12 protein-coding genes are annotated in these 12,389 nt (G+C 64.0%); 6 read left to right on the top strand and 6 right to left on the bottom strand.

Features of this window, described 5'->3' with window-relative positions:
- Positions 1-42: 42 nt before the first annotated feature.
- Complete coding sequence (locus DPM35_RS12730) at positions 43-1,008, top strand: hypothetical protein (RefSeq protein ID WP_112127596.1); 966 nt, start codon at positions 43-45, stop codon at positions 1,006-1,008.
- A 13-nt stretch (positions 1,009-1,021) separates the two neighbouring features.
- Here the strand turns inward: DPM35_RS12730 and DPM35_RS12725 are convergent, their stop codons facing one another.
- Both DPM35_RS12725 and thrS read right to left on the bottom strand, forming a co-directional pair.
- Positions 1,022-1,963 (bottom strand): lysophospholipid acyltransferase family protein, encoded by a 942-nt coding sequence (locus tag DPM35_RS12725; protein WP_112127595.1) that lies wholly within the window; start codon positions 1,961-1,963, stop codon positions 1,022-1,024.
- Positions 1,964-2,044: 81 nt separating this feature from the next.
- Positions 2,045-4,018, bottom strand: a complete 1,974-nt coding sequence (thrS, locus tag DPM35_RS12720; RefSeq protein ID WP_112127594.1) for a threonine--tRNA ligase — start codon at positions 4,016-4,018, stop codon at positions 2,045-2,047.
- Positions 4,019-4,057: 39 nt separating this feature from the next.
- Here thrS and DPM35_RS12715 point away from each other — a divergent pair, with 39 nt between their 5' ends.
- A complete protein-coding gene (locus DPM35_RS12715) occupies positions 4,058-5,092 on the top strand; it encodes an SAM-dependent methyltransferase (protein WP_245431517.1) in 1,035 nt (344 codons plus the stop codon).
- Between the two features lie 6 nt (positions 5,093-5,098).
- Here DPM35_RS12715 and blaOXA read toward each other — a convergent pair whose 3' ends face one another.
- Both blaOXA and yidD read right to left on the bottom strand, forming a co-directional pair.
- Positions 5,099-5,911 (bottom strand): class D beta-lactamase, encoded by an 813-nt coding sequence (gene blaOXA / locus DPM35_RS12710; RefSeq protein ID WP_112127593.1) that lies wholly within the window; start codon positions 5,909-5,911, stop codon positions 5,099-5,101.
- A 143-nt stretch (positions 5,912-6,054) separates the two neighbouring features.
- Entirely contained in the window at positions 6,055-6,429 is a 375-nt protein-coding gene (gene yidD / locus DPM35_RS12705) for a membrane protein insertion efficiency factor YidD (RefSeq protein ID WP_112127592.1), read from the bottom strand.
- A gap of 311 nt (positions 6,430-6,740) precedes the next feature.
- Between yidD and DPM35_RS12700 the strand changes: the two genes are divergently transcribed.
- Positions 6,741-7,646 carry a LysR substrate-binding domain-containing protein gene (locus DPM35_RS12700; protein ID WP_112127591.1) on the top strand — a complete coding sequence of 302 codons (906 nt, stop codon included), beginning with the start codon at positions 6,741-6,743 and terminating at the stop codon, positions 7,644-7,646.
- A gap of 9 nt (positions 7,647-7,655) precedes the next feature.
- Here DPM35_RS12700 and DPM35_RS12695 read toward each other — a convergent pair whose 3' ends face one another.
- Entirely contained in the window at positions 7,656-8,102 is a 447-nt protein-coding gene (locus DPM35_RS12695; RefSeq protein WP_112127590.1) for an iron-sulfur cluster assembly scaffold protein, read from the bottom strand.
- 236 nt (positions 8,103-8,338) lie between these two features.
- Here DPM35_RS12695 and folE point away from each other — a divergent pair, with 236 nt between their 5' ends.
- The 3 genes from folE (at position 8,339) to DPM35_RS12680 (ending at position 10,520) form a co-directional block, all read left to right on the top strand.
- Positions 8,339-8,971: a GTP cyclohydrolase I FolE gene (folE, locus tag DPM35_RS12690; protein WP_112127589.1), complete on the top strand. Its 633-nt coding sequence runs from the start codon at positions 8,339-8,341 to the stop codon at positions 8,969-8,971.
- A 40-nt stretch (positions 8,972-9,011) separates the two neighbouring features.
- On the top strand, positions 9,012-9,470 hold the full coding sequence (hisI, locus tag DPM35_RS12685) for a phosphoribosyl-AMP cyclohydrolase (protein ID WP_112127588.1): 459 nt from the start codon (positions 9,012-9,014) through the stop codon (positions 9,468-9,470).
- Between the two features lie 84 nt (positions 9,471-9,554).
- Positions 9,555-10,520, top strand: coding sequence for a patatin family protein (locus tag DPM35_RS12680; RefSeq protein WP_112127808.1), 966 nt, complete (start codon positions 9,555-9,557; stop codon positions 10,518-10,520).
- A gap of 6 nt (positions 10,521-10,526) precedes the next feature.
- On the opposite strand, the gene recJ is transcribed toward DPM35_RS12680, so the two are convergent.
- A complete protein-coding gene (gene recJ, locus DPM35_RS12675) occupies positions 10,527-12,311 on the bottom strand; it encodes a single-stranded-DNA-specific exonuclease RecJ (protein WP_112127587.1) in 1,785 nt (594 codons plus the stop codon).
- Between the last annotated feature and the right edge of the window lie 78 nt (positions 12,312-12,389).

Here is a 12,389-nt window from a genome sequence, read left to right as displayed (position 1 = left end):
TAGGCCTTGAAATTGCCACCGGCTTGGGCTTCAACGCAAGGCATGTTTGAGGGGACACTGCGCCTTTTCGTGATCGCGCTCGTCGCTGCGTTGTTCGCAGTGCCGGTTTCCTTCGCGCTGGCCCAGAACGCGAACGATGTCGGTGACATCAAGCTTCCAGGCATTTCGAGCTACGCGACGCCGAAGACAGGAGCACCGCTGGCGCTGGGCAATGGCGGCGCCATCACCCTGTCGGCGCAACTGACCGACAAGGGCGCCGACATCACCCGCGGCATTGTCTGGCGGGTGTTCAAGCCGCAGCCGTCCAGCGACGGCAAGCTGCCGATGGTAGCGTCCGCCCATGGGGGCACGGCTGTGTTCCAACTCGACCCCGGCAGCTATCTCGTCCACGCCTCCTATGGACGCGCCGGCGCCACCAAGCGCATCACTGTCGGCAAGGACGCCAGGCGTGAAAGCCTTGTCCTCGATGCCGGCGGCCTCAAGCTCGACGCGGTGACATCGGGCGGCGCGCCTATCCAGTCGAAGAAACTGCGCTTCTCGATCTATGAAGACCATCCCGCCGCCAATGGCGACCGCGCGCTCATCGCCCCCGACGTCGCGCCGAACACGGTGGTGCGGCTGAACGCCGGCACCTACCATGTCGTTTCCACCTATGGCGCGGTCAACGCCGTGATCCGCTCCGATATCCGCGTCGAGGCCGGCAAGCTGACCGAGGCGACCGTCGAGCACCGCGCCGCCGAGATGACGATGAAGCTGGTGCGCGAGCCCGGCGGTGAAGCCATCGCCGACACCTCCTGGTCGCTGCTCAACGAGAGCGGCGACCCGATCAAGGAAGCCGTCGGCGCCTTCGCCTCGATGGTGCTGGCCGAGGGCCAGTACACCATCATCGCCAAGAACCGCGACCGCATCTATCAGAAGGATTTCACGGTCGTTGCCGGGCAGAACCAGGAAATCGAGGTTCTGGCCAATGAACAGTCCGCCATCGATCCCGAGGAAGGCGCGGACTGACACATCCGGGCTGTCAGGCTGCCCTGCGCATCCGCTTCGGCAGGAACGGCACGCGGCCGCGCTGCGCAGAAGGCGTCGCTAGGTCGAAGACTGCGCGATAGAGGCGATCGAGCAGCGCCTTGCGGTCGCGCAGCGGCTCGAGGTCGCTCCATCTCAGCACATCGCCGACGCGCACCTCGATCGCCTTGCCCGACAGCCGGGCGAACTCGCGGATAAGCAAGGAAAGGCGCAGCGTCAGCGATGTCCTGCCGATAAATTTGGCCACGCGGTTATCGCGCTCGGCCATGTTCATCGGGCCGCTGACGAGGTGGAACAACCGACCGTTCTGGCCGGAAAAATGCATCGGGATCACAGAGGCCTTGGCCTCCTGCACCAGCTTTGCCGGAAACATCTTCCATGGCAGGTCGATGGCACGACCGAAGACCTTGGGCGCGGTGGCGACACCACCTGCGGGGAAGATCACTATCGTGACGCCTTCTTTCAGCAGCCGCACCGCCTCGTGGCGCATCGCCATGTTGTTCTTCAGCGCTTCCTTCGTCTCGGAAAAATCGACAGGCAGCGAATAGGGCTCCATCTCGCGGATCCTGAGCAGGTCCTTGTGGATCATGACGCGGAACGGGCGGCCCAGTTGCTCGACAAGCGACAGCACCGCAATGCCGTCGCCGATGCCGAAGGGATGGTTGGCAATGATGACCAGCGGCGTCTCCGGCAAGGCTGCCGGCGGCCACTGAACGGCGTTGTGGATCTTGACGTCGATCAACTCCAACATGCGGCTGAACACGCGATCGCCGGTCGGCACCACCTGGCGGCGCCAAAAGTCATAGAGCACCGCATAGCGGTCGCGGCCCGACAGGCCCTCGACGGAATGGATGAACCACCGCGTCAGCCTTGGCTGATCCGGGTTGGCGTAGGAAAGCTCGGGAAAACGTCGTTCCCGCAGTTTCAGCTTGAGCATGGCGGCTGGTTACAAGGCTGGCGTGACAGGCGTATGAAAATGGCGGTGGACCGGCCACCGCCATTTGACTCATGCTAGCCCTCAGGCCGCGCGGCGCCTGCGGTCGGGCGAGACCGCCTCATCGGAAAGCTGCTTCACGGCATCCTCGAGCTTGAGCGATTCCTGGTCGCGGGAGCCCAGTCGGCGGACATTGACGGTTTCCTCCTCGGCCTCGCGCTTGCCGCAGACGAGGATGACCGGAACCTTGGCGAGCGAATGCTCGCGCACCTTGTAGTTGATCTTCTCGTTGCGAAGATCGGCTTCGGCGAGCAGCCCCGCGGCCTTCAACCGGTCGACGACTTTCAAGGCGTATTCGTCCGCATCCGAGGTGATCGTCGCCACCACCACCTGCAGCGGCGCGAACCACAGCGGGAAATGGCCGGAATAGTTCTCGATCAGGATGCCGAGGAACCGCTCCATCGAGCCGCACACGGCGCGATGCACCATGACCGGCTGTTTCTTCTCAGAATCCGAGCCGATATAGAAAGCGCCGAAGCGCTCCGGCAGGTTGAAGTCGACCTGCGTGGTGCCGCACTGCCATTCGCGGCCGATGGCGTCCTTCAGCACATATTCGAATTTCGGGCCGTAGAAGGCGCCCTCGCCCGGATTGATCGAGGTCTTGATGCGGTTGCCGGAGCGCGTGCGGATCGTATCCAGCACATTGCTCATGATCGCCTCGGCATGATCCCAGGCCTCGTCGGTGCCGACGCGCTTGTCCGGCCGCGTCGACAGCTTCACGCTGACCTCTTCGAAACCGAAATCGGCATAGGTCGACAGGATCAGATCGTTGATGCGCAGGCACTCGGCGGCGAGCTGCTCCTCGGTGCAGAAGATATGCGCATCGTCCTGCGTGAAGCCGCGCACGCGCATCAGCCCGTGCAGCGCGCCGGACGGCTCGTAGCGATGCACATTGCCGAACTCAGCAAGTTTCACGGGCAGTTCGCGGTAGGACTTCAACCCATGCTTGAAGATCTGCACGTGCCCGGGACAGTTCATTGGCTTCAGCGCGAAGACGCGGTCGTCATCGGTGTCGTCGCCGGCGACAGTCACCTTGAACATCGCGTCGCGATACCAGCCCCAGTGTCCCGACGTCTCCCACAGGCTCTTGTCCAGCACCTGCGGCGCGTTGACTTCCTGGTAGCCATGCTCGTCGAGGCGGCGGCGCATGTAGTTGATCAGGTTCTGCACCATCTTCCAGCCCTTGGCATGCCAGAAGACGACGCCCGGCCCCTCTTCCTGAAAATGGAACAGGTCCATCTCGCGGCCGAGCTTGCGGTGGTCGCGCTTCTCGGCCTCTTCCAGCAGCGTCTGATAGGCCTCGAGCTGCGCCTGATCGGCAAAGGCTGTGCCATAGATGCGCGTCAGCATCGGATTGTTCGAGTCGCCGCGCCAGTAGGCGCCCGCCACCTTCATCAGCTTGAAGGCATTGCCGATCTGCCCGGTCGAGGCCATGTGCGGACCGCGGCAGAGATCGAACCAGTCACCCTGCGCGTAGATCTTGAGGTCCTGATCCTCGGGAATGGCGTCGATCAGCTCGAGCTTGTAGCGCTCGCCCTTGTCGGCGAAGACCTTCTTCGCCTTCTCACGCGACCAGACTTCCTTGGTGAACGGCTTGTTGCGCTGGATGATCTCGCGCATCTTCTTCTCGATCACCGGGAAATCGTCCGGCGTGAACGGCTCGTTGCGCGCGAAGTCGTAATAGAACCCGTTCTCGATCACCGGCCCGATGGTCACCTGCGTTCCCGGCCACAGTTCCTGCACGGCCTCGGCCAGCACATGCGCCGCATCGTGGCGGATGAGCTCCAGCGCGCGCGGATCCTCGCGGGTGATGATCTCGACCCTGCCGGACGTGCCGAGCGGATCGGAGAGATCGCGGACGGTGCCGTCGAGGCTGTAGGCGACAGCCTTCTTGGCCAGCGACTTTGAGATCGATTCGGCAAGGGCAGCACCGGTCAGCGCCGCGTCATACTCGCGGACGGAGCCATCGGGAAATGTCAGGGAAACGGAATTCGGCATCAGGGTTCTCCTATCCAGTCCCGCAAACGAGCGCGGGTGGTGAAAGTGCGGGCCGCAGGATGCGTTGCGGCATGCAGAGGGTTAGCCGGAGGCGCCAATCAAGGGGATGATGGCCGGCGGCGCGGTTTTAGAGGCAGTGCCGCGCCAGGTAAAGAGCAGCCGTCAGGAAATGTCGCCAGCGATGTCGCAGACGCTTCGCGCGGGCTTGTGAACGCCGCGCGACGCGGCTTCAATATAGGCATGGAAGACGCATCATCCAGCCGAACCGCCCTGCGCGTCGCGCGCTTGCGGGCCCTTCATCAATTCTCACCGCAGGCAGCGCTGTTTCGCGATCCTTATGCGCTCGCGATTCTGGGCGAGGCCGCGCCGGGCGCCGGGGAACTTTCGGAGGAAGACGAACATGGCCGCCGCATGCGCCTGTTCGTTGCCTCACGCACTCGCCTTGCCGAGGACTGGCTGGCGGCGGCGGTGCGGCGCGGCGTCGCCCAAGTCGTCGTGCTCGGCGCCGGCCTCGACACGTTTTCGCTGCGCAATCCGTATCCGGGCCTCGCGGTGTTCGAAGTCGATCATCCGGCCACACAGGCCTGGAAGCGCCAACGCATCGCCGAGGCCGGTCTTGCCGAGCCGGCCGGCGCCGCCTTCGTGCCGATCAATTTCGAACGCCAGAGTCTGGCAGGCGAATTGGCGGCGGCTGGTCTGAAAACGACCGAGCCGACCTTCTTCCTCTGGCTGGGAGTCGTGCCCTATCTGACGCGCGAAGCGATTTTTGCCACGCTTGACTACATTGCCGGCATCGCAGGCTCGGAGGTCGTCTTCGACTACAGCGAGCCGGCCGAGAATCGTGGCGCGACGGGTCGGGCGACGCTTGCCTTCTACGCGGCGCGCGTCGCGGCGGTCGGGGAGCCGTGGATCAGTTTCTTTGTTCCCGACGAATTGGCGAAATCGCTCGCCGATCTCGGCTTCGATGACATCGAGGATCTCGACAGCGGCGACATCGCCGCCCGTTTTGCCAGGTCCCCGAGCACGAAAAGCAATTCCGGCGGGCACATCCTGCGCGCCCGCCGCAGCGTCTGAGAAAAACTACTTCACCAGTTGCGGCAGGTCTTTGAGAAAGCTTGCTCGCGTCGCGAGACCCTTCGGCATGTCGGTACGCTTGGCATCGACGACCAGCCTTGCAAAGACAATGCGACGGTCATTTTTCTCGGCCCAGCCGACGAACCAGCCGAGCGAGCGCTTGCCGTCCTGGCCGAGCCTTGTGCTGCCCGTCTTGCCTTGCACCGTCCAGTCCCCTGCCGCGAAGGTCGGCAGGATCGCCCTGGTCATCTCATGCGCCTTCGCCGACACCGGCATCTTGCCGGCGACTAGCTGGCGCAGGAACGCCGCCTGCTCGACCGGCGATATTTCGAGCGAGGAATTGATCCAGGATTGCGTCAGCCCATTATCCTTGCCGGCATCGCCCGAGACATCCTTGTTGCCATAGCCGAATTTCGAAACGTAGCCGGCGAACTTCTCGGCGCCGAGCCGCCGTGTGATCTCGCGCGAGTACCAGACGATGGAATCGCGTTGCCAGATCGTCGGATCGACGCTCTTCTGGTCGCGCTTCGCCGCCTTGAATTCCGGCTTGTAGTCCCAGCTCGGCGTGTGCGCGTCGCTTAGGATTCCGGCATCATAGCCGATCAGCGCCAGGGGCACCTTGAACGTCGAGGCCGGGCTGACGCGCTGGTCGCAGACGCCATCCTGGTAAAGCGTGGCGCCGCCTTGCGCGTCCTGGATCAGCGTGCAGCGGATGTCGTTGAGCGGCGCCGATTGCGCTCGCACCGGCAAACCGAGCATCCAGGCCAGAAGGAAAAGGACGATGGCAAAAATGAAGGGATAGCGGTCCATCTGGCGCATGGTGAAGTCACTCCGGTATGAGATTGCGGGAGCGGCTTAGCGAGGCGACTTGTCTCGATTTTGTCTCAAATTGGCAATGTTTGTGCAGCTTCGCGTTAACCCTACCGAACCGTTAAAATCCGGGCCGCGTGACGGCGAGGCAGTCAGGTTTCGGGGTGGCCGCGCTTCTTGCCGATTTGCCAGTAGCGCCAGGGCATGAACCAGACATAGCGCGCCGCAAGCGTCTCCGGCACGCGGTCGATGCCATGCGTACCGAATGGCCCACAGCGCAACACCCGGAACAGCCCCATCCAGCCGCCGGCCCACAGGCCGTGGCGGGCGATCGCCTCATGCGCATATTCGGAGCAGGTCGGCAGGTGCCGGCAGCTGTTGCCGACGAAGCCCGAGAGCGTCAGCTGATAAAGGCGCACGAGCGACGTGCCCAGAATGCGCCCGGGCGTCCTGCGCCAAGGCCCCGGCCAATTGCGCCCGCGCTGGATCGGCCGGGTGCCGTGCGTGTGCTCGAAATGGTCGCCCATCGCTCCGCAGCCTGTTTCACTGCGCGATAGATGTGGGCTTCGACGCTGAAACGCAATGCCCTCAAGGCCTAGAGCGCCGGATGGGATGGTTGTCGCTCCATGGGCGATGGTGAGGGGACAGACCGTGACAGTCATGGTGGCCTCGGCGCACGACTCCACCGTGCCATTGGAAGGTCGCTATCCGTATCACGTCGCCGAAAATGGCCAGGAACTCGTTCATGGCTGTCTCCTTCGACACGGATTAGACCGCGCGCTGGCCTTCCTCCTCAAACGAGTATAATTTCCGCCTCGGATAACTTGAGGTTATGCGAATGAAGCGGGGCCGCCTGCCGCTGACGGCATTGAGAAGCTTCGAGACGGCCGGCCGGCATTTGAGCTTCAGCCGGGCGGCAGAGGAGCTTTATGTCTCGCAGGCCGCCATCAGCCGGCAGATCCGCGAGCTCGAGACCTTTCTGGGAAGGCCGCTGTTCCTGCGCCTCCATCGCCGCGTTGAACTGACAGATGCGGGACATCGGCTGCTCGGCCGGCTGGTCAGAAGCTTCGACGATATCGATCGCGTGCTTTCGGAGCTCGCGGCCGCGCCGGCGCAAGCCGTCGTGCGCGTCAGCGTCGAACCGTCGCTCGCCGCGGTGTGGCTGGTGCCGCGGCTCAATCGCTTTCGCCAGTTGCGGCCTGACATCGATGTGTCCCTTGAAGTCGATCCACGGCCGATCGAGTTCCGCAGCGACCAGCCCGAGCTCGCCTTGCGTTTCAGTGCCCACGCCACCTCATGGCCGCGCAGCGAGGCCGAGCGTTTGGCGTCGACCGTCGATTCACCGGTCCTGTCGCCCGCGTTGCTGGCATCGGGGCCTCAGCTGGAAAAGCCGATCGACCTTCGCCACTACACGCTGCTGCATGAGGAAAACCGCCAGGGCTGGGCACGCTGGTTCCAGGCGGCCGGCGTGCCCGCCGATGCCGTGCCAGCGCGCGGCCCGATGCTGGCCGATGTCTCGCTTTCGAAGCAGGCCGCGCTGCTCGGTCATGGCGTGGCGCTCGGCGATCTCCTGCAGGTCGGCGAGGAACTCGCGTCAGGCACTTTGATCAAGCCGTTCGCAATCGATGTCGCTTCCGGCGCCTACTGGCTGGTGGCCAGGAGCTTGTCGGATCTGCCGGAACCCGCCAGGGCGTTCGCCGACTGGATCCGAAGCGAATTCGCCATGACCAGGGGAGCGGCCTAAGCCCTGCCCTCAAGCCGCCTGTCCGGCGCGCTTCTTCTCGATCTGGCCGATCGCGTCGACCACCGCGTCAAAGGTCAGCATGGTCGAGGCATGGCGCGCCTTGTAGTCGCGCACCGGCTCCAGATATTTGAGGTCGGCGAAGCGGCCTTCCGGCGGCGCGCCGTTTTCCTTCAGCATCTTCAGCATGGTTTCGCGAACCGCGCGCAATTCGCCGGCGCTGGCGCCGACCACATGCTGGGCCATGATCGACGACGAGGCCTGGCCGAGTGCGCAGGCCTTCACGTCATGGGCGAAATCGGTCACCACGTCGCCGTCCATCTTGAGGTCGACGGTGACGGTCGACCCGCACAATTTGGAGTGCGCCCTGGCCGTCGCGTCGGCGTCTTCAAGCCGGCCGATCCGCCCGATGTTTCCGGCGAAGCCGAGAATTTTCGCATTGTAGACGTCGTCGATCATATTTTTCCAATCCGTCGCCGCCCAGCGAACAGGGTTTGCCGCTCCCGCGTCTTCCTTTCGCTCTGCTGGGACCATATATAATGATGGCAGTCGGGCATCGACAAGGCGGCCGGAAGCTGCCTTCGTTGCCCGACTGCTCACGCCGCTTGCGGGATGGAAATGGGCGATTTTCACCCAAAAGGTCATGGTCCGTTCAACTCGTCCCACCTTTGAGTGGGACTACGGGAGACGCCTTTATGGATGCTGTCATCAAGAAAATCATGCCCCCGTCCGAATATCTGGACAAGCCCGTCACCGACAGGCCGAGCGAAGCCGAGGTCGAAGCCGCCGTGCGCACGCTGTTGCGCTGGACCGGCGACAATCCGGACCGCGAAGGGCTGGTCGATACGCCGAAGCGTGTCACCAAAGCCTTCCGCGAAATGTTCAACGGTTATGACATGTGCCCGGCCGACGAGCTTGGCCGCACCTTCGAGGAAGTGGCCGGCTATGACGACCTCGTCATCGTCAAGGACATAAAGTTCCATTCGCATTGCGAGCACCATATGGTGCCGATCATCGGCAAGGCGCATGTCGGCTATCTGCCCGACGGCAAGGTCGTCGGCCTGTCGAAGATCGCGCGTGTGGTCGACATCTTCGCGCATCGCCTGCAGACGCAGGAAGCGATGACCGCGCAGATCGCCGGCGTCATCCAGGACGTGCTCAACCCGCGCGGCGTCGCCGTCATGCTCGAGGCCGAGCACATGTGCATGGCCATGCGCGGCATTCGCAAGCAGGGCTCGACCACGCTGACCTCAACCTTCACCGGCGTTTTCAAGGATACGCCCGAGGAGCAGGTCCGCTTCGTCACCATGGTGCGCGCAGGCGGCTGATTTGCCGGCCGTCGCCGGCCAAAACACATAAGGACCGGCGATGTCGGCAGTTGAATTTCCAAAAGCTCCGTCAGACAAGAAAGTGCTGGAGGAAGGCTCCGTCCTTTCTCCGCGCTTCGACGCCGCGGGCCTCGTCACCGTCGTCGTCACCGACGCCGGCGACGGCATGCTGTTGATGGTCGCGCATATGAATGCCGAGGCGCTGGCGCTTACGCTCGAGACCGGCATTGCCCACTACTGGTCGCGCTCGCGCAACGCGCTATGGAAGAAGGGCGAGACCTCGGGCAATTTCCAGCAGGTCGTGGAGATGCGCACGGATTGTGACCAGGACGCGATATGGTTGCGCGTCAAAGTGTTGGGCCACGACGCAACCTGCCACACCGGACGGCGTTCTTGTTTTTATCGGACGGTGGGGCTGAATGACGGCAAAGCGACGCTTGCCGGCGACGGCAGCAAGCCGCTGTTCGATGCGGATAAGACGTATCGGAAGCCGGTGTGAACCATTCAATATTCACAAACCACTCAGATTCACTATTCTCAAATATCCTTGTGGTAGAAGGGATATGGGACAAGGGAGATCATGATGCTCGAATGGGCGTCATTGCGTAGCAGACCTGACGTTCGGGAGGCCAATGGCCCCGCATCGTCCGGCGGCTTGCCAGATCCTAAGCCTGGCAGCAAAACCGGGATTTCGCTGGCACTTGGCGGCGGCTGCGCGCGTGGTTGGGCCCATATCGGCGTGCTGCGCGCGCTCGACGAGGCCGGCATCGAAGTCTCGATGATCGCCGGCACCTCGATCGGCGCCCTGGTGGGCGGCTGTTACCTTGCCGGCAAGCTCGACGAGTTGGAGGAGTTCGCCAGAAGCCTGACCAAGCGGCGCATCTTCGGTCTACTCGACCTCAATCTGCGCGGCAGTGGCCTTTTCGGCGGCTTGAAGCTCGACCAGCGCTTGCGCGAGCATCTCGACGGCGTCCGCTTCGACGACCTGTCGAAACCCTTTGTCGCCGTTGCTTCCGAAATCCGCACCGGTCACGAGATCTGGCTGTCGAGTGGCTCGCTCGTCACCGCCATGCGCGCTTCCTATGCGCTGCCCGGCGTCTTCGAGCCGGTCGCCTGCAACGGCCGCATGCTGGTCGACGGCGCGCTGGTCAATCCGGTGCCGGTCTCGGTCTGCCGCGCCTACGAGCAGCCGCTCGTCGTGGCGGTCAACCTGCATTACGACCTGTTTGGACGGGCCGCCGTCATCAAGCACAGCGCAGGCGAGCTGGTCGTCGAGAAAGACGCGCCGCGCCCCGGCCAGGTCAACCCTCAATCACACCAGAGCCGCCTTGGCATCACCGGCGTCATGGTCGAGGCCTTCAATATCATCCAGGACCGGATTTCGCGCGCCAGGCTGGCCGGAGATCCGCCCGACATGTCGCTGCAGCCGAAACTCAGCCATATCGGCCTGACGGAATTCCACCGCGCCGACGAGGCGATCAGCCTCGGCTATCAAGCGACGATGTCCCAGATCAGCGAACTGACCCGGCTGCAGTCCGTTCTGGTCTGAAATACCTTAAGCGAGCGCCGCATCGCTGATGCGAAACTGCACCGTCCGGTTGCCGTTCCAGTAATTGCCCGACAGCGAACCGGCTATGTGCACGGTCCTGCCTCTGTTCTTGAACAGGAATTCGCCCAGCGCGGTGTCGACGGCACGGAAAGCGATCGCCTGGATGTTGCCGCCGCTTTGCGACTGCAGGTCGACGCGAATATGATTGGTTCCGATCGCACGCGCGTCGGTCAGCCGGTGGCGCGGCAGCACGAATACCGGCGCGATGTGCCCGGCGCCGAACGGACCGGCTTTCTCCAGCGCATCGAGCAGCGCGATCGTGGCGCCCTCCGCGGCCAGCGCGCCGTCGATCGCCAGGCTTTCCTCGTTCTGCAGCCGGAAGACATCGGCCGCGGCGCGCTCCTCGAAAAAGGCGCGCAGTTCGCCGAGCTTGGCGCGCTCGACGGTGATGCCGGCCGCCATTGCATGGCCGCCGCCCTTGACGATCAGCCCGGCGTCCGCCGCCTCGCGGACCAGGCGGCCGAGATCGAAGCCGGTCACTGAACGGCCGGAGCCCGTGCCGATGCCGGTCGAATTGAAGGCGATGGCGAAGGCCGGCCGGCGCGCATAATCCTTGAGCCGCGACGCGATCAGCCCGACAATGCCCGGATGCCAGCTGTTGCTGGCCGTGACGATGACGGCGGGACCGTTGCCGCCGGCAAGCTCGGCATCGGCCTCGGCGCGTGCCTGCGCCAGCATCTCCTGCTCCATCTGCTGCCGTTCCTGGTTCAGCCGGTCGAGCGTCTCGGCGATGCTTGCCGCCTCGACGGGATCGTCGGTGGCCAAAAGCCGGCTGCCGAGCGCGGCATCACCGATGCGGCCGCCGGCATTGATGCGCGGCCCGATCAGGAAGGACAGATGGAAGGTGTTGATCGGCTCGCCGATGCGCGAGACCCGCGCCAACGCCGCCAGCCCTTCATTCTTCTGTTGGCGCGCCACCTGCAGCCCCTTGACCACGAAGGCACGGTTGACCCCTGTGAGCGGCACCACGTCGCAGACCGTGGCCAGCGCCACGAGGTCGAGCAGCGAAAGCAGATCGATCGGCTCGGCGTTCGGCAGCCTTTCGCGCAGCAGCTTTGCCGTCTGGACAAGGCACAGGAAGACGACGCCGGCGGCGCACAGATGCCCCTGCCCCGACAAATCGTCCTCGCGATTGGGATTGACCACCGCGTTCGCCGCCGGCAGCGGGCCGCCAACCTGATGGTGGTCGAGCACCACGACGTCGGCGCCGGCTTCCCTGGCCGCCTCGATCGAGGTCGCGCTGTTGGTGCCGCAATCGACGGTGACGATCAGCTTCGCGCCGCGCGAGATCAGCTCGCGCATCGCTTCCGGATTGGGTCCGTAGCCCTCGAAGATGCGGTCCGGGATATAGATTTCCGACGGCACCGAAAAATGCGTGAGAAAGCGCTTGATGAGCGCCGACGAGGCGGCGCCGTCGACATCGTAGTCGCCGAAGATCGCCACTTTCTCGCGGGCGACGATCGCGTCGGCTAGCCTCGCCGCCGCTTTCTCCATATCGGTCAGCGATGCCGGATTCGGCAGAAGCTCGCGAATGGTCGGGTCAAGGAAGCGCTCGGCCTGCTCCGCGCTGACGCCGCGCCCGGCAAGCACCCGCGCGACGATATCGGGCACGCCGTGGCCCTGCGCGATCGCCAAGGCGGCCATGTCCTGCCGCTCGGTCAGCCGGTGTTGCCAGGAAACACCGGTCGCCGACTGCCTGACATCGAGGAAGAACCGTTTCTCGCCCGTCATGCGACGCGCCGTCTGCACATCATCTTGGCCAGATATCAATATGCGACGGCAGGAGCAATTCGACGTAAGCGAGCAATC

The sequence above is a fragment of the Mesorhizobium atlanticum genome, assembly GCF_003289965.1.
Classification (GTDB): domain Bacteria; phylum Pseudomonadota; class Alphaproteobacteria; order Rhizobiales; family Rhizobiaceae; genus Mesorhizobium; species Mesorhizobium atlanticum.
Note: the sequence above shows the minus strand (reverse complement) of the source record. Positions and strands in the feature narration are given on the sequence as shown.

Excerpts from the sequence above, each read along its gene's own strand:
- thrS (WP_112127594.1), bottom strand. The coding sequence starts at position 4,018 with ATGCCGAATTCCGTTTCCCTGACATTTCCCGATGGCTCCGTCCGCGAG.
- DPM35_RS12725 (WP_112127595.1), bottom strand. The coding sequence starts at position 1,963 with ATGCTCAAGCTGAAACTGCGGGAACGACGTTTTCCCGAGCTTTCCTAC.
- DPM35_RS12695 (WP_112127590.1), bottom strand. The coding sequence starts at position 8,102 with ATGATCGACGACGTCTACAATGCGAAAATTCTCGGCTTCGCCGGAAAC.
- recJ (WP_112127587.1), bottom strand. The coding sequence starts at position 12,311 with ATGACGGGCGAGAAACGGTTCTTCCTCGATGTCAGGCAGTCGGCGACC.
- yidD (WP_112127592.1), bottom strand. The coding sequence starts at position 6,429 with ATGGGCGACCATTTCGAGCACACGCACGGCACCCGGCCGATCCAGCGC.
- DPM35_RS12680 (WP_112127808.1), top strand. The coding sequence starts at position 9,555 with ATGCTCGAATGGGCGTCATTGCGTAGCAGACCTGACGTTCGGGAGGCC.
- DPM35_RS12730 (WP_112127596.1), top strand. The coding sequence starts at position 43 with ATGTTTGAGGGGACACTGCGCCTTTTCGTGATCGCGCTCGTCGCTGCG.
- blaOXA (WP_112127593.1), bottom strand. The coding sequence starts at position 5,911 with ATGCGCCAGATGGACCGCTATCCCTTCATTTTTGCCATCGTCCTTTTC.
- hisI (WP_112127588.1), top strand. The coding sequence starts at position 9,012 with ATGTCGGCAGTTGAATTTCCAAAAGCTCCGTCAGACAAGAAAGTGCTG.
- folE (WP_112127589.1), top strand. The coding sequence starts at position 8,339 with ATGGATGCTGTCATCAAGAAAATCATGCCCCCGTCCGAATATCTGGAC.
- DPM35_RS12700 (WP_112127591.1), top strand. The coding sequence starts at position 6,741 with ATGAAGCGGGGCCGCCTGCCGCTGACGGCATTGAGAAGCTTCGAGACG.